The 14845-nt window shown below is 71.2% G+C and carries 17 protein-coding genes; 10 read left to right on the top strand and 7 right to left on the bottom strand.

Annotated features, from left to right (window positions below; translation table 11 throughout):
• Positions 1 to 35: 35 nt before the first annotated feature.
• Positions 36 to 1325, bottom strand: coding sequence for an ArsB/NhaD family transporter (locus tag L3Q67_RS36375; RefSeq protein ID WP_499185949.1), 1290 nt, complete (start codon positions 1323 to 1325; stop codon positions 36 to 38).
• Positions 1322 to 2596 carry a homoserine dehydrogenase gene (locus L3Q67_RS36380; protein ID WP_499185950.1) on the bottom strand — a complete coding sequence of 425 codons (1275 nt, stop codon included), beginning with the start codon at positions 2594 to 2596 and terminating at the stop codon, positions 1322 to 1324. The genes L3Q67_RS36375 and L3Q67_RS36380 overlap by 4 nt, the downstream gene beginning before the upstream one ends.
• Positions 2597 to 2685: 89 nt before the next feature.
• Here L3Q67_RS36380 and otnK point away from each other — a divergent pair, with 89 nt between their 5' ends.
• Genes otnK through L3Q67_RS36395 form a run of 3 tightly spaced genes read left to right on the top strand, consistent with a single transcriptional unit; the run spans position 2686 to position 5396 of the window.
• Positions 2686 to 3918, top strand: coding sequence for a four-carbon acid sugar kinase family protein (gene otnK, locus L3Q67_RS36385; protein ID WP_499185951.1), 1233 nt, complete (start codon positions 2686 to 2688; stop codon positions 3916 to 3918).
• Positions 3915 to 4577 (top strand): class II aldolase/adducin head domain-containing protein, encoded by a 663-nt coding sequence (locus tag L3Q67_RS36390; RefSeq protein WP_499185952.1) that lies wholly within the window; start codon positions 3915 to 3917, stop codon positions 4575 to 4577. The genes otnK and L3Q67_RS36390 overlap by 4 nt, the downstream gene beginning before the upstream one ends.
• 3 nt (positions 4578 to 4580) lie before the next feature.
• Positions 4581 to 5396 (top strand): DeoR/GlpR family DNA-binding transcription regulator, encoded by an 816-nt coding sequence (locus L3Q67_RS36395; RefSeq protein WP_499185953.1) that lies wholly within the window; start codon positions 4581 to 4583, stop codon positions 5394 to 5396.
• Here L3Q67_RS36395 and L3Q67_RS36400 read toward each other — a convergent pair.
• Entirely contained in the window at positions 5376 to 6098 is a 723-nt protein-coding gene (locus L3Q67_RS36400) for a MerR family transcriptional regulator (protein ID WP_499185954.1), read from the bottom strand. The two genes, L3Q67_RS36395 and L3Q67_RS36400, sit on opposite strands and share 21 nt — an antisense overlap.
• Positions 6099 to 6161: 63 nt before the next feature.
• Between L3Q67_RS36400 and L3Q67_RS36405 the strand changes: the two genes are divergently transcribed.
• From L3Q67_RS36405 to L3Q67_RS36415, 3 genes are read left to right on the top strand one after another with little or no spacing between them, the layout of a single operon-like run.
• On the top strand, positions 6162 to 6626 hold the full coding sequence (locus L3Q67_RS36405; RefSeq protein ID WP_499185955.1) for a DUF6194 family protein: 465 nt from the start codon (positions 6162 to 6164) through the stop codon (positions 6624 to 6626).
• A gap of 44 nt (positions 6627 to 6670) precedes the next feature.
• Positions 6671 to 7498, top strand: coding sequence for an SDR family oxidoreductase (locus tag L3Q67_RS36410; protein WP_499185956.1), 828 nt, complete (start codon positions 6671 to 6673; stop codon positions 7496 to 7498).
• Positions 7499 to 7553: 55 nt separating this feature from the next.
• Positions 7554 to 8684: an AI-2E family transporter gene (locus L3Q67_RS36415; protein ID WP_499185957.1), complete on the top strand. Its 1131-nt coding sequence runs from the start codon at positions 7554 to 7556 to the stop codon at positions 8682 to 8684.
• Here L3Q67_RS36415 and L3Q67_RS36420 read toward each other — a convergent pair.
• Positions 8620 to 9042 (bottom strand): hypothetical protein, encoded by a 423-nt coding sequence (locus tag L3Q67_RS36420; protein ID WP_499185958.1) that lies wholly within the window; start codon positions 9040 to 9042, stop codon positions 8620 to 8622. The genes L3Q67_RS36415 and L3Q67_RS36420 overlap by 65 nt on opposite strands.
• A gap of 2146 nt (positions 9043 to 11188) precedes the next feature.
• On the opposite strand from L3Q67_RS36420, the gene L3Q67_RS36425 reads away from it, so the two are divergent.
• The 3 genes from L3Q67_RS36425 to L3Q67_RS36435 all read left to right on the top strand — a co-directional run bounded on the left by L3Q67_RS36425 (position 11189) and on the right by L3Q67_RS36435 (position 12451).
• Positions 11189 to 11503 (top strand): hypothetical protein, encoded by a 315-nt coding sequence (locus L3Q67_RS36425; RefSeq protein WP_499185959.1) that lies wholly within the window; start codon positions 11189 to 11191, stop codon positions 11501 to 11503.
• 415 nt (positions 11504 to 11918) lie between these two features.
• A complete protein-coding gene (locus L3Q67_RS36430; RefSeq protein WP_499185960.1) occupies positions 11919 to 12206 on the top strand; it encodes a DUF3040 domain-containing protein in 288 nt (95 codons plus the stop codon).
• A complete protein-coding gene (locus L3Q67_RS36435) occupies positions 12203 to 12451 on the top strand; it encodes a hypothetical protein (protein ID WP_499185961.1) in 249 nt (82 codons plus the stop codon). The genes L3Q67_RS36430 and L3Q67_RS36435 overlap by 4 nt, the downstream gene beginning before the upstream one ends.
• 12 nt (positions 12452 to 12463) lie before the next feature.
• On the opposite strand, the gene L3Q67_RS36440 is transcribed toward L3Q67_RS36435, so the two are convergent.
• Together L3Q67_RS36440 and L3Q67_RS36445 are read right to left on the bottom strand one after the other, a co-directional pair.
• Positions 12464 to 13444, bottom strand: a complete 981-nt coding sequence (locus L3Q67_RS36440) for an alpha/beta hydrolase (protein ID WP_499185962.1) — start codon at positions 13442 to 13444, stop codon at positions 12464 to 12466.
• A gap of 62 nt (positions 13445 to 13506) precedes the next feature.
• Positions 13507 to 13959 (bottom strand): MarR family winged helix-turn-helix transcriptional regulator, encoded by a 453-nt coding sequence (locus tag L3Q67_RS36445; protein ID WP_499185963.1) that lies wholly within the window; start codon positions 13957 to 13959, stop codon positions 13507 to 13509.
• A 72-nt stretch (positions 13960 to 14031) separates the two neighbouring features.
• Between L3Q67_RS36445 and L3Q67_RS36450 the strand changes: the two genes are divergently transcribed.
• Complete coding sequence (locus L3Q67_RS36450) at positions 14032 to 14439, top strand: nitroreductase family deazaflavin-dependent oxidoreductase (protein ID WP_499185964.1); 408 nt, start codon at positions 14032 to 14034, stop codon at positions 14437 to 14439.
• 7 nt (positions 14440 to 14446) lie between these two features.
• Here the strand turns inward: L3Q67_RS36450 and L3Q67_RS36455 are convergent, their stop codons facing one another.
• Positions 14447 to 14827, bottom strand: a complete 381-nt coding sequence (locus L3Q67_RS36455; protein ID WP_499185965.1) for a VOC family protein — start codon at positions 14825 to 14827, stop codon at positions 14447 to 14449.
• Positions 14828 to 14845 lie beyond the last annotated feature (18 nt).

The following is a 14845-nucleotide window of genomic DNA, read 5'->3' on the forward strand; positions in this document are numbered from 1 at the left end:
AGTAATGCCCCACTCATAGCATTCAGGCCGGTCGATCAGGCCAGGAGTAGTTGTGGCAGCACCATGGTGAGGATGGTGAAGGCCGGGCCGATCAGCACCATGGCGAAGCCCCAGGCGGTGAGCCGTTTCGACAGCAGCGGCCGTTCCGGCTCGGCTGCCGAGGCGACGATCGTCGCACCGGTGGTGGAGAAGGGCGCGCAGTCCACCAGCGACGCCGAGATGGCCAGCGCGTAGATGAACCCGGTCATCTCCAGCCCGCCGCCCGCCACCAGCAGCGGCACGGCCAGCGGGATCAGCGCGCCGAGGATGCCGATGGTGGAGGCGAACGCGGAGACCAGGCCGGCGATCACGCAGATCACCAGCGCCGCGACCAGCGGCACGTTCACCGACCGGGCCAGCTCGCCGAGCTGGTCGATCGCGCCCAGCCGGGTCAGCACGCCGACGTAGGTGAGGATGCCGCCGAGCAGCAGGATCGTGCCCCAGTCGACCTTCGACACCGCACGACGGCCGACGTCGGGCACCAGCAGCGACAGGAACACCGCGAGCGTCAGCGCGACCACACCGAGGTTGACGTCCACGTCGAGCACGGTGAGGGTGAAGAAACCCGCCACCAGCAGGAAAAGCGTCACCAGCACGGTCACCTGGGTGCGGGTGATCGGCGGCGCGGGCGCGGTGATCACCGCGGTGCCACCACCACTCGCCTCCGGGGTTTCCTCGCGCGACCGGCGGATCAGTTCCGGCCCGCCGAACATCAGGAACGCGACCAGCACCACCAGCGCGTTCACCCCGACCGACAGCGCGAACATCAGCCCCGCGTTGTACGGCAGCCCGGCGTCCTCGGCGATGGTGGCCACGGTGATGCCGTTGATGCTGGTCGGCGCCAGTGCGCCACCGACGATCGCCGAGCTCATCGCGATGCCCATCAGCGTCGGGCTGATCCGGTGCGTGGTCGCCAGCGACATCGCGATCGGCACCACGGCGAAGGCGGCGTGCGAGGTGCCGAGGCAGGCCACCGCGGTGCCGATCAGCCACATCGCCCACGGCAGCAGCGCCACCCGCGGGCCCACGAGCCGGATCGACCGGTCCACCAGCCAGTCGATCGTGCCGGTTTCCCTGGCCATGCCGAACAGGTAGGTGATGCCGAGCAGGATCAGCAGCGCGTCCACCGGGAACGCCTCGAGGATCTCGTCGAGGCTCTCGCCGACCACGCCGATGCCCACGATGAACGCAGCGACCAGCGCCAGCGCTCCCATGTGGACGTTACGGATGGCGGAAATGGCGAACACGGCCGCGAAGACGACCAGCGCGACGATCTCGGCGCTCATGCTCCCGGCTCCTTCCGGCTCTGGTGCCCAAAATCGAGGTCGGTGAGGCGCACGAGTCCACCCGCCGCGACGGCCCGGCGCAGCCGCGCGCCACCGAGCCGGTAGTACGGCGCGACACCGTCCTCGGGCGCGACCATGACCGGGGCGACGTCGTTGATCTCGTGGTGGTGTCCGGTCACCTGGAACGAGGTGCCGGGTTCGAGCGCGGTGGCCGCCCGCGCGGCCAGCAGCGTGGTGGGCCGCGGGCGGGGCGTGACACCGACCCCGCTGACGGCGGCGTGGATGGTGAGCGGTGTTTCCACGCCCATCGCGTGGTACGGCCAGTAGAAGCAGGCGTACCTGCCGTCGCGGCTGACCACGTGCCCCTTGCCGCGAAGGAGTTCCCAGGTCACCGGATCGCCGGTGCGGACAACCGCGAACACCCCGCCGGCGAAGCCGGCCTCGCCCGGCAGGCGCAGGGCGGAGAACACGTCGACCACGCCGTCGCGGCCGAGGATGCCACCGTCTTCGCGGGCGGCGTAGATGTCGGCGAGTTCGGCGATGCGGGCCACCGGGTAGTGCAGATCCTCCCGGTCGGGCACGGCGCCGGTGCGCATCGCGACCACGGTCATCTCGCACAGGTCGGCGGCGGCCGAGCGCTTGAGCCCGTCGACGAGCGCGGCCCGGCGGCTCAGCGTTTCCCGCGGCTCGGGGCCCAGGTCGAGCAGGTCGGCCAGCCCCGGCGCGTCGATGGTCACCCCGGCCTGCGTGACCGTGCCGGTGGCCGGATCGAAGACCAGGTCGTACTCCCCCGACTTGCCGATGGCGACGATCTCCAGGCCGGTGGCCGAAACCCAGTCGGCGAGGCGCAGCAGGTTCGCCGGCTGGTCGCCGTCGCCGGGCAGGTAGCGGAGCCCGGCCGCGGCCGCCTTGTCCGCCAGGTCGACGCCCGCGACGGTGTCGACCTCCTTGCTGACCATCACCACGTGCACGCCGTGGTCCAGCGCGGCCTCGGCGTAGGCGGTGCCGACCCCGACCTGGCCGGTCGCTTCGACCAGCACGTCGATGCCGGACCAGTCGAGTGCGGCGCCGTCGGCGACCACCGCGGCTTCGAGGCCGAGTTCGGCCAGCGTGCGCCGCATGCCCGCCGCGTCGGGCTCGACGAGCGCGGCGGGGATCAGCTCGGGCGTGCGGCGCAACTGCGCCAGCAGTGTGCGGCCGTAACCGCCGTTCGCCCCGGTCAGCGCGATCCGGACCGGCTCGTGGCCCCGCGCGGCATGGGAGTGGATCACCGTTGCTCCAATCTGAGGGCCGTACTGTGACACACGATCTAGATTTTTACAAACTTGCACCAAATCTTCACATGAGGTGTGATGGACGCATGCTGGGAGCCATCGCCGACGACTTCACCGGCGCCACCGATCTGGCGATCATGGTGCGCCGCAACGGGTACCGGGTCGCGGTCGCCATCGAGGACCACGACCCGGGTGAGCAGGCCCGCGCGGGCCTCGACGCCCTGGTCATCGCGCTCAAGACCCGGACCGCGCCGGTCGACGAGGCGGTGCGCGCCTCGCGGGCCGCGCTCGGGCGCCTGCGGCACTGGGGTGCCCGGCAGATCTACGTGAAGTACTGCTCGACCTTCGATTCCACCGATCAGGGCAACATCGGACCGGTGCTGGACGCGGTCGCGGACGAACTCGGCGCCGAGCGGGTGGTCGTCGCGCCGTCGCTGCCCGCCAACGGCCGCACGGTCTACCACGGGCACCTCTTCGTCGGCGGTGACCTGCTCGAACACTCGTCGATGCGGCACCACCCGCTCACCCCGATGACCCGCTCCCGGGTCGCCGACCTGCTCCGGCCGCAGACCCCGCACGCCGTCGCGGAAATCCACCACGAGACGGTGCGCCAGGGCCCGGAGGCCGTGCGTGCGGCCTTCGCCGCCGCGCCGGCCCGGTATGTCGTCGTCGACACGATCGACGACGAGGACCTGCGCGTGCTCGGCGCGGCGGTCGCCGACAGCCCGGTGCTCAGCGGCGGCTCCGGTCTGGCGTGCGGCCTGCCCGCACGGGAAAGCCCGGCCGGCGACTGGCAGTCCATTCCGGACACCGGCCGGGTGGTGCTGTGCGGCAGCGCGTCGGCGACCACCGGGCGGCAGATCGCCGCCGCCGCCCGTTCCCAGCCGGTGCGGCGGGTCGATCCACGAGCAGCCGTGCACGAACCGGACGCCGAGGTCGACCGCGTCGTCGACTGGGTCCGCGCCCAGGGACCCGGCCGCGTGCCCGTCGTCTACGCGGCCGGTGAGCCGGCCGACGTGGTGTCCGAAGTGGACGGACATCCGGTCGCACCCGCGGTCGAGAAGGTGCTCGCCCTTACCGCACAACGGCTCGTCGGCGAAGCCGGAGTCACGCGACTGCTCGCCGCGGGCGGGGAGACCAGCGGGGCGATCGTGCGCGCGCTCGGTGTCGGACTGCTGCGCATCGGCCCGGAGATCGCCCCCGGCATCTGCTGGAGTGGCGCGGTCACCGACGGCGGGCACGAAGTCGCGCTGGCGCTCAAAAGCGGCAACTTCGGGCCCGACGACCTGTTCACCTCCGCCTGGGACCGGCTCGCGTGAGCGCGCTCGAAGACCTGCTCGCGGCAGGCGTCCGCGTGGTCGGCGAAGGACTCAGCCCGGGGACCAGCGGCAACATCAGTGTCCGGGACGGGGACCGGATTCTGCTCAGCGGCACCGGCGTGTCCCTCGGGCGGATGCGGCCGGAGCACGTCGCGGTGCTCGACCTGGACGGCCGCCACCTCGAAGGCGCGAAGCCGTCCAAGGAGTGGCCGCTGCACCTCGCCTTCTACCAGCGCGATCCCCGGCACCGGGCGGTGGTCCACGTGCACTCACCGTCCACCGTGGCGGTGTCCTGCCTCCAGCCGTGGGCCGACCACAGCGCGGTCCCGCCGCTCACCCCGTACTTCGTGATGCGCGTGGGCCAGACGCCGCTGCTCCCCTACCGTCCGCCCGGCGATCCCGGGCTCGGCGAGGATCTGCGCGAGTGCCACTGGGAACTGCGCGCGGCCCTGCTGTCCAACCACGGTTCGGTGCTCGCCGGCGCGAATCTCGACGAAGCCGTCGACCGGGCCGTCGAACTCGAGGAAGCCTGCCGGATCACGCTGCTCACCGACGGACTCGCGCGCCGGGAACTCGACGCCGACGCGATCGCGGCGCTGGCGCGGCAGTGGTCCAGTCCCTGGGGCACGCGAACTACACTCGGCACCCCGAGGAGGTAGTCCATGGCGAGCCCGCCGCTCATCCCCGAGCAGCGACGGCAGGAGATCCTGCGTCACCTGCGGCACGCGCAGGTCCTGAGCTACCACCAGCTCACCGAACTGCTCGGCGTCAGCCACATGACCATCCGGCGTGACATCGCGGCGCTGGAGAAGCAGGGCAGCGTGGAGGCCACCCCTGGCGGCGCGAAGATCGCCACCCGGCTGCTGCGCGAGCCCGACCGCGCCGACAAGGCGGGCGCCGACCGGGCCGAGAAGACCGCGATGGCCCGGGCCGCGGCTACCCTGGTGACCGACTCGATGACCGTCTACCTCGACGCGGGGACCACCATCCAGGCCATCCGCCCGTTTCTCGACGGCGTGCGCGACCTGACCGTGGTCAGCAACGACCTGGCCACCGTGGCGGATTTCTGCGACCACTCGAGCGTCGACCTGATCTGCGTGGGCGGGCGGGTGGAGACCGCGAACCGGTCCACCGCGGGCAGGCTCGCCACGCTCGCGCTGCGTGAGCTGTCGCTGGACATCGCCTTCCTCTCGTCGAGTTCGTGGGACGTCGGGCACGGCGTGACCACGCCCGTCGAGGCGAAGGTCGAGGTCAAGCGCGCCGCACTGGCCGCGGCCACGACCTCCGTGCTCGTCGCGGGCAGTGCGAAGTTCGGCCGGTTCGCGCGGTACCGGGTGCTGCGGCTGGACGAGATCGACCGCATCATCACCGACGACGAACTCGACGACGAGGCCGCCGCGCGGATCGCCGAGACGGGAACCCCGTTGGTGCGCGCCGGAATCGACAGTGTCGATAGTTCAGACGACGGCGTCGCCTGACATCACCGCGCTGAGCGCCGCGGCGGCGTCGAGCAGGGCTTGCGAGCGGGTCGTGATCGACGCTTCCCTCGCGGCGAGCACGGTTGCGAGGTCTTCACCTCGATTCCCCAAGCGCACCTGGGGCATCAGGGCTTGGAGCGGCCCGATCCGGTAGCCCGCGGCGCGCAACTGGTGCACGATCCGGGCGTCCCGGACCTGCGCCGGGGAGTACCGGCGGCGCGCTCCCCTGCTCTCATCGCGATCCGGTACGACCAGGCCTTCCGCGTCCCAGTGCCGCAGGGTCGACGGGCGGACGCCCAGCGCGGTGGCCAGCTCCGACACGCTCATCGAATCCGCTGGGCTGACGTCATGGATTGGCTCGGCGGAGATCGCCTCCGCGGCCTTCTCCGCGAGCTGCAGATCCGTGCGTTCGGTGTGGAGGCGCGCGTGGGCCGCGTCGAGCATGGCGAGCGCCTTCAGCGGATTTCCGTTGACCGCCCGCATGATCCGCTTGGCTTCGACCGGACCGGTTCCGGCGGCGAGTGCCCGATAGGCCAGCGCGCACCGCACGTGCACCTCGCGGTAGACGCGGTAACCCGATCCCGTGCGCGCCGCCGGTGGCAGCACGCCGTCGCGCTCGAGGTTGCGCACCTGCTGCACCGAGTACCCGGCACGCCGGGCGACCTCGGCCGTGCGCAGATCCGGCGAGTGGAGAGTTGGCACGTATCGACCTTATGGTCCTCGGCCCGAAGTCTCCACAAGCACTTCAATGAAACGCTGGAACACATGAAGCCAGACGAGATCATCGGTTACGTGGACGGCCTCGACGGAGTGCTGACCGTGCGGCCCGGGCCCGGCGACGGCTCCCCGAAGCTGGCCTGGGGCGACACGTTCTTCTTCTACGCGCCCGACGGTGTCATGCCCACCACCACGCAGCCGTTCGCCACCATCGTGACCAAGAACTACCCGGGGGACGAGGAGTCCCGGTTGGACCGCCCGGACACCTTCCGCGTCAACGTCAACGCGGGCAAGGACAACTTCCGCAAGTGGACCGGCCACGAACACCGCGGAACCCCGGCTGAAGACGTCGACCACAGCGTCACCGACACCCTGTTCGCGCATCCCGTCTACGGCTCGGTCGGCTGGCTCGCCGTGGTGAACCCGGGGCCGCGGACCGAAGCGCCGACCCGCGAACTGCTGCACACCGCCTACGAACTGGCGAAAGCCCGGTACCAGCGGCGCGCCGGCTGACCGTTGCGCGGTACAGCCCCGGTGATCCGGGGTAGCCGGAGAGCATGAACCTTCCCGCACCGACAGCAGCCGACACCGCCGAACCCCGCACCGCGATCGTCACCGGCTCGGACTCCGGCATCGGCCGGGCCGTGGCGGTCGCGCTGGCGGGCGGCGGTCTCGACGTCGGCATCACCTACCACACCGACGCCGAAGGGGCCGAGGAAACCGCCCGCGAAGTCCGCTCCCACGGCGTTTCCGCGCACGTCCGCCAACTGGATCTGACGCGCCTGCCCGGTGAGGCCGACGTCATCGACGCGCTGGTCGAGGATCTCGGCGGGGTCGACGTGCTGGTCAACTGCTCGGGCACGGGCAGTGCCGAACTCGCGATCGACATGGGCTTCGACACCTGGCGCGAGGTGATCGCGGTCGACCTGGACGGGCCGTTCGCCTGTTCCCAGCGCGCGGCCAGGCACATGGTCGCCGCCGGGCGCGGCGGGCGGATCATCACGATCACGAGCGTGCACGAGCACGCCCCCCGGGTCGGCGCGGCCCCGTACTGCGCGGCGAAAGCGGGTGCCGGCGCGCTGACCAAGGTGCTCGCCATCGAACTCGCGCGGCACGGCATCACGGTGAACTCCGTGGCACCAGGGGAAATCTCCACGCCGATGACCGGACAGACCGACGCCGACCCGCGTTCGCAGGAACGCCCCGGCGTGCCGCTGGGCCGCACCGGCGACGCCAGGGAGGTCGCGGCTGCCGTGGCGTTCCTGGCCACCCCGGCCGCGGCGTACATCACCGGCGCGTCGCTCGTGGTGGACGGCGGCATGCTGCTGATGGGCCCGCAGGCTTCGAGTGAGCTGGGCGAGCACGACTGGCGCACGATCGAGTGAGCCGGGCTTTCGTGGCGGGTGCGCGGGTAGTTCCCGGGTGACCCGAGGAGGCTTCTTGCCCGAGCACATTGGCCGGCGGGTTCCGCCGGCGTTGCGCTATTCCGCCGCGATCGCCGGATGTCTGCTGCTGGTCGCCGGTGGCCTGTACGTACTCGGCGTGGTCGCCGCTTATCTCGCTCCGGTGCTGGTACCGGTGGCGATCGCGCTGCTGCTGGCCGCGCTGCTCGCCCCCGCCGTCCAGGTGCTGCTGCGACGCCGCGTGCCGCGGCTAGCAGCGGTAGCGCTAGTGCTGCTAGGAGGTCTAGCAGTGCTAGGTGGCTTGCTCACGTTCGTGATCACCGCGCTCGTGCAGGGCCTGCCCGCCCTGCGCGAGGAGATCGTCCGCGGGGTCGACGCGGTCGTGCGCTGGCTGTCGACCGGGCCGCTGCACCTGGACGAGGCACGGGTGCGGGGCTCGTTGGACCGGCTGCTCAGCACCGTGACCGGCACCGGCGGGGACATGACCACCGGGGCGCTGAACACCGCCATGACCGCCGGTGAGGTGCTGGGGCAGACGGTGCTGGTGCTGTTCGTGCTGGTCTTCCTGCTCACCGGCGGTCCGGGGATCTGGGCCTTCCTGCTGCGGCCGGTGCCCGATTCGCTGCGCGACCGCGTCGACGTGGCCGGGCGGCAGGCATTGTCGGCGCTGGTCAGCTACACGCGCGCGACCATCGCGGTGGCGGCGGTCGACGCGGTCGCCATCGGCATCGGTATCGCGGTGCTCGGCGTGCCGCTGGCCGTGCCGCTCGCCGCGGTGGTGTTCCTGTGCGCGTTCATCCCGGTGTTCGGCGCGTTCATGGCGGGCGGGCTCGCGGTGCTGGTGGCCTTCGTGGCGAACGGGCCGGTGACCGGGCTGGTGCTGCTGGGCATCGTGATCGCGGTCGAGCAGGTGGAGGGGCACGTGCTGCAGCCGCTGTTCCTCGGCCGCGCGGTCCGGCTGCACCCGCTGGCGGTGGTCCTGTCGATCGCCATCGGGTGGGTGGTGGCCGGGATCGCCGGTGCGCTGCTCGCCGTGCCGCTGCTGGCGGTGCTCAACGCGGGGGTGCGTTCCCTGTCGAGCACCGCGTCCCGGCCCGCGGGGTTCACCGGCGGAACTTGCGCACCACCTCCCCCACGGAGTCCGGCACCTTCGTCTTCAGTCGGCTGACGGCCTTGCGCACCGGGTGCTGGGAGTCCTCGCCGTCCCCGGCCTGTTCGGGACTGACCGCCGGGGCGGGGATCTCCACGTCGGCTGTCTCCTCCAGCCGGTGCCGCCCCTCGTTGCGGTCGCGGGTGTAGGGCTCCGCGGGGGCCTGCATCCAGGTCTGGGCCGCCGCGTCCACCGGCGTCGGCGCGTGTGCCTGGTGCGCCTCTTGTGCCTCGCGTGCCTCCGTCCGGCTACGCGGTTCCGCGGACTGCGCCCACCCAGCCTGAGACGGCGCCTCGTCCCGCTCGTGCGCCTGGGCACTCTCGGCCTCCACCGGCGGCCCCACCAGCCGATGCCCGTCCGCTGGTTCGGACCACATGGACCGCTCTTGTGCCGTCTCCGCCTCTGCACCACCCACGTACGCTTCGCCCTGCCGCGGTTCAGGTCCCGGCGCCTCAGAACGCTGCCCCGTCACTCGCGAGGCCTGCCCAGCCTGATCGGGCGTGTCAAGCCACTCGACCCCTCGACCATCCACAGAGGACTCGTACGGCCCCGGCATGCCGGCCTGCGGGGACATGTCCGCTCGCCCCGCATCCTCAGCCGCCCCGCCCCGCCCCGACGCCTCACCCTGCCGAGACGATTCACTCCAGTCCGGAGCCTCAACCCGCCCAGCCGAATCAAACCGCTCCGGCACCTCAGCCTGCCCAGCCACATCCACCCGCCCCGGCGACCCAGCCTGCACAGGTGATTCACTCCACCCCGGAGCCTCGGCCTGCGCGGCCGAGTCAAACCGCTCCGGCACCGGTGGATCAAACCGCTCCGGTGACCCGGCCTGCACAGACGACCAACCCCGCTCCGGAGCCTCGGTCTGCCCAGCCGAATCAAACCGGCCCGGCGTCTCAGCCTGCGCGGCCGAGTCAAACCGCTCCGGCGCCTCAGCCTGCACTGGTGAATCAAACCGCTCTGGTGACCCAGCCTGCACAGACGATTCACTCCAGTCCGAAGCCTCGGACTGCCCAGGCGAGTCAAACCGGCCCGGCACCTCAGCCTGCACAGGTGATTCACCCCAGTCCGAAGCCTCGGATTGCGCGGCCGAGTCAAACCGGCCCGGAGCCTCGGCCTGCGCGGCGGGTTCGAACCGCGCAGCATCCGCGAAAGATTCGGGCTGCGCCGGAGCTTGCGTGGACATGTCAGCTCGCTCCGATGCCTGAGCGGGCGCGCTACCCCACTCCGAGCCTTCGGGCTGCATGGGCGCGTAGTCCGACTCCGGCATCTCGTCCCGAGTTGGCGTCTCGGATTCGATGAGCGCATCGATACGCCTGGACGCCTCCGGCTCCAACGGTGCCTCCTCAGCCGGAGCCTCACTCCACATCGGAGCGTCAGCCCATCCCGGCCCCTCACTCTGCCCGGAAGTCGCGGTTTGGGCGTAGGCATCCCTCCGGCCCGGAACCTCATCGGCTACCTGAGCCGGTCCCTGTTCCGGCATCTCGGCATAACCGAACTCATCGACTCGACTCGGCGCTTCCGGCGCTGCGGTCCGCTCCGAAAGGTCCGCATAAACAGGCTCGGCAGCCCACTCCGGCACCTCGGCATAGGCAGGTTCGTCGAATCGGCCCGGGGCTTCGGGCTCCACTGATCCAGGCGCGTCAAGCCGACCCGTCGTAGCGGTGGTCCACTCCGGAGCTTCGTCGTAGGTGGGCTCGGCAGTCTGCTCCGGGAACTCAGCTCGAGCAGGCGCATCGGCATAAGCGGGCTCGTCGAATTGGCGCGGAGGCTCGGCCCCCGCGGCAGTTCGCGCTGGAACTTCGTGCTCCATCGACGGCGAGGCCTCGTCGTGAACGGGAGCATCGAACCGTCCGGAAGCCTCGACAGGCTCGGTGGCCCACGCGGGTTGCTCGGCCTCCATCGGCGGGGCAGACCATGCAGGGCCCTCGCCCCCCATCGGCTCAGCGGGAACCTCGGGCTCCGCTGGCGCGGACGTCCGCGCTGGCACCTCAGGGCCCATTGGCACGGCGGCCCCCGCAGGACTTTCGGCACCCATCGGCGCGGCAGCCCACGCGGGCACTCCAGTGTCCATCGGCGCGGCTGGCCGCGCTGGGGCTTCGCTGTCCATTGGCGCGACAGGCCCGGCAGGGGCGTTAGCCTCCATCGGCGAGACAGGCTCCGCAGGAACGGCAGCCTCCATCGGCGCAGCAGCGCCCGCAGTAATCTCAGAACCCATCGGCGCAGCAGCGCCTCCAGCAACGGCAGCGTCCATCGGTGCGGCAGTGCCCGCGGGAACCTCGGGACCGATCGGCGCAGCAGCGCCCCCAGGGATCTCGGAACCCATTGCCGCAGCAGTGCCCATAGGGACCTCAGAACCCATCGGTGCGGCTGAGCGCCCGGGAGTCTCGGCCTCCGACGGTGCCTCAGCAGCCATCGGGGTGGAGGGTGCAACGAGTGGGCTGTCCAGCCGGTGCCTGCCCTCCGTGGCGAGTTCCGGTTGGAGCAGCGTTTCCGGGTGCTGCGCCGCGGCGCTGAGTGGCATGTCCATTTCGGGGATCGGCTCGGTGGGGATGAGCTTGCCTGCGGCCGGTTCGGGATTCACCCGTTCGGGGTTGGGGGCGGGGACGTCCGGCTCCGCCGGGACGCGGACGCCTTCGGGCATGTCCACCTGGCGCAACGGCTCGGTCTGGCTGGCGTGCCCGTCCAGGCTGCCTTCGAAGACCCCGGCCACCGGCGGCGTCCTCTCCGCGGGCGGCCTGGTCAAACCCGCCTGCTCCGGGGTGATCTTGGGCAGCATCAACGGCGTGTGCGCGTTGTCCGCGTTGGGCGTGCAGCGTTCCTTCGCGAACGGATAGGCCGCCAGCGGGTCACCCTCGCGTCGTCGCGGGCGTTCCGTGCGGCGGGCCAATCCGGCCAGGCCCACCAGTCCGAGCAGGCCGCCGAGTCCGGCGAGCCCCCACCACAGCACGTTCATCTCCACCACTCTCCCTCGTCATCGGCCACGGGTGGCGTACCCGGACACGGGTGGATCACCGGATCTGCCCCCGATCGGGTGGTGCCCCGACCGGGGTTTTCGCACCAGGGCGACGCATGGATCCCGCTGAGCGGGGAAATCCGTGTCTACCGACCACCCGAAGGAGCGCGTCGTGACCCGTGAGCGGAAGAACGAGGACGAGGACAAGGAAAAAGAAGTCATCCGCGGTGAGCAGGGCACCTCGGACGACCCGCACGACGACACCGACCCGCAGTCCGGGGAATGAGGAGGCCACCGTGACCCAGCCCGACCACCACGCGCTCTGGCAGATCGAGCAGAGCCTCAGCGAGGACGACCCCCAACTCGCCGCCAAGCTCCGCGCCGGTCACGCCACCCAGGCGAAGCGGTGGCGGCTGATCCTCACCCTCACCGACCTCACCGTGGTGCTGATGCTGGTCGTCGGCGTGGTGGGCGGCAGCGCGGCCCTGCTGCTGTGGGGACTCTTCGGCCTCGCGGGCATCGGCTGGATCCACTGGAGAAGGCGCGTTTTCCCGCCGGCCGCGCGGGGTAGTCAGCGTTCGTGATCAGAACGTGGTTGCTCAACCGGCTCAAGCCCCAGCGGGACGAATCCGCCGTCACCATGGAACTCGCCTGCGGCGGGCGCATCCGTCTCCGGGCACGTGACGACGGCTCCAGCATCGAGCTGACCAGCCCGCCGGACGGCCAGCGCGGCCCGTGCACCACCCGGCTGGAGCTCTCCGTGGCCGAGATCACCGAACTGCGCGCCGCCCTCGACGCCGCCAGCCGGGAGCACTCGGTCACCGCATAAGAACCCAGAACCTCAGCAGGCGGCGGGCAGCGACTCCGGCGGGGTGAACGACGCGCCCATCGCCTTGGCCAGCATCGGCAGCGACCGGTGCAGTTCTCGTTCCCAGTACGGCCACGTGTGCGTGCCCGGCCCGTACAGGCAGGTCGTCACCTTCGCCCCGGCCTGCTTCAACCGCGCGGCTGTCGCGACCGACTGGGCGCCCAGCACTTGTTCGGTCGGGTCGAACGCGGTGCCCGGCGGATCGAGCGGACCCGGCTGACCGTCGCCCGAGGCGATGAACACCGGCAGTCCACGCAGGCGCCGTGCCAGGTCGTATGGGTTGTGCGCGGCCCAGACCCGCGCCTGCGCGACGGGGTCGCCCCACAACTTGAGCGGATCCTCGCCATAGGCGGCGATCAGTGCCTGGATACCGGAAGTGGTCGGCTCACCCTGGTGGGTGGTGTGCACCAGGCCGCTGTAGGACGCCGCCGCCTTGAACAGGCCCGGGTGCCGCCCCGCGTAGGACAACGCGCCGAAGCCGCCCATGGACAGTCCCGCCACCGTGCGCTCGTGGCCGGAGCGGTAGCGCTGCTCCAGCAGCCGCCGCAGTTCGGTGAGGTGGAAGGTCTCCCACGCCGGTCCGGACAGCCAGTCCGAGTAGAAGCCGACGTCACCGGCTTCCGGCATGACGATCAGCGCGCCGAGGTCCTCGGTGTACTCGGCCACGTCGCTGTAGGTGGTCCATTCGACGTGCCCTTCGGCAGCCGAGCAGCAGCCGTGCAGCAGGTAGAGCGTCGGCCAGCGCTTGCCCGGTTCGACATCGAAGTCCTTCGGCAGCAGCAGGCGCACGCCGACGTCGGCGTCCAGCGCCGGGGACCGGACGACCAGCTCGACCAGCCGGTCACCGAGCAGGCGTTCCTCGAGCACCGTGGCCCGCCCGGAGTCGGCCACGGCCGGGGTGGCGACCGCGAAGCCGGCCAGCGTCAACAGCAGGACGAGCGCTTTTCTCAGCATGGCGGCCTTCGCTGTCGGTGGTCCGTCGGACACACTCAGCTTTCCGGGCGGGACCGGCGCGGTCAAGGATCTGCGGCGCCCGTCAGCCCGGCCTCCAGCCGCCGCAGGACACGCAGGGTTTCGGCACGTTCCTCGTCGTCGAGACCGCGGACCGTCGCCTCCTCCAACCGGGTCCAGATGTCCTCGACCTGCGCCCGCAACGCCTGGCTGGCCGCGGTCGGTTCGATCACCACCACACGCCGGTCGTCCTGGCTCGGCCGCCGCCGGACGAAGCCCGCGCGTTCGAGCCGCTGCACGGTGCGCGTCATGGTGGCCGAGTCCGAGCCGAGCACCGCGATCAGGTCGACCTGGCGCTGCGGCCCCGCGGCCCACAGGTGCATCATCAGCAGCTCCTGGCCCGGGTGCAGGCCCACCTTCCGGAGTAGCTGTCCGGCCAGCATGCGGTGCAGCCGGGCGACACGGAAGATCGCGTGGCTGACCGTTCCCGCCGCCGTGGGCACCGCGGTGTGCTCCATCCGCCCAGGTTAGCCGGAATAACGGCGACGGTTTACCTGTTCGGACAGGCAACCCACCGAGGAGACAGCACGATGAGCGACTTCAACACGCAGGTGATCGAGGAGTTCCGCCAGAACGAAGGCCGCGTCGGCGGTCCGTTCGCGGGCGCTCCGCTCCTGCTGCTGCACCACGTCGGCGCCCGCAGCGGCCGCGCGCAGATCAGCCCGCTGATGTACCTGGCTGACGACAGCCGGTACCTGGTGTTCGCCTCGAACGGCGGCGCCGACCAGCACCCCGCCTGGTACCACAACCTCAGGGCGAAGCCGGACACCGAAATCGAGGTCGGCACGGACAGGTTCGCCGTGCGCGCCGAGGAAATGACCGGCACCGAGCGCGACGAGCTGTACGCCCGTCAAGCCGAGCTGTACCCCGGGTTCGCCAAGTACCAGGAGGGCACCAGCCGCGTCATCCCGGTGGTCGCGCTGTCCCCCCGCGCCTGAGCGGCCCTCAGTCCAAGCAGAACTCGTTGCCCTCGATGTCCTGCATGACGATGCACGACTCGTTTTCCTCGTCGGCGTACAGCACGCGCTCCTGGACCGCGCCGAGTGCGGTCAGTCGCGCGGACTCGGCTTCGAGGGCGGCGAGCCGCTCGGCACCCACGAGGCCGGTGCCCACCCGCACGCACAGGTGCACCCGGTTCTTGACGACCTTGCCCTCGGGCACGCGCTGGAAGTACAGCCGTGGTCCCACGCCCGAGGGGTCGACGCAGGCCGACGCCGGGCCCTCCGACGGCGATGGCTCGTACCCGAGCACCTCGCACCAGAACCGGGCGAGGCGGTCGGGATCGGCGCAGTCGAAGGTGACCTGGAACTGTTTGATCGACGCCATGGGGCCCACCCTAATGAC

The organism is Saccharothrix sp. AJ9571, assembly GCF_021725495.1.
GTDB lineage: Bacteria > Actinomycetota > Actinomycetes > Mycobacteriales > Pseudonocardiaceae > Amycolatopsis > Amycolatopsis magusensis.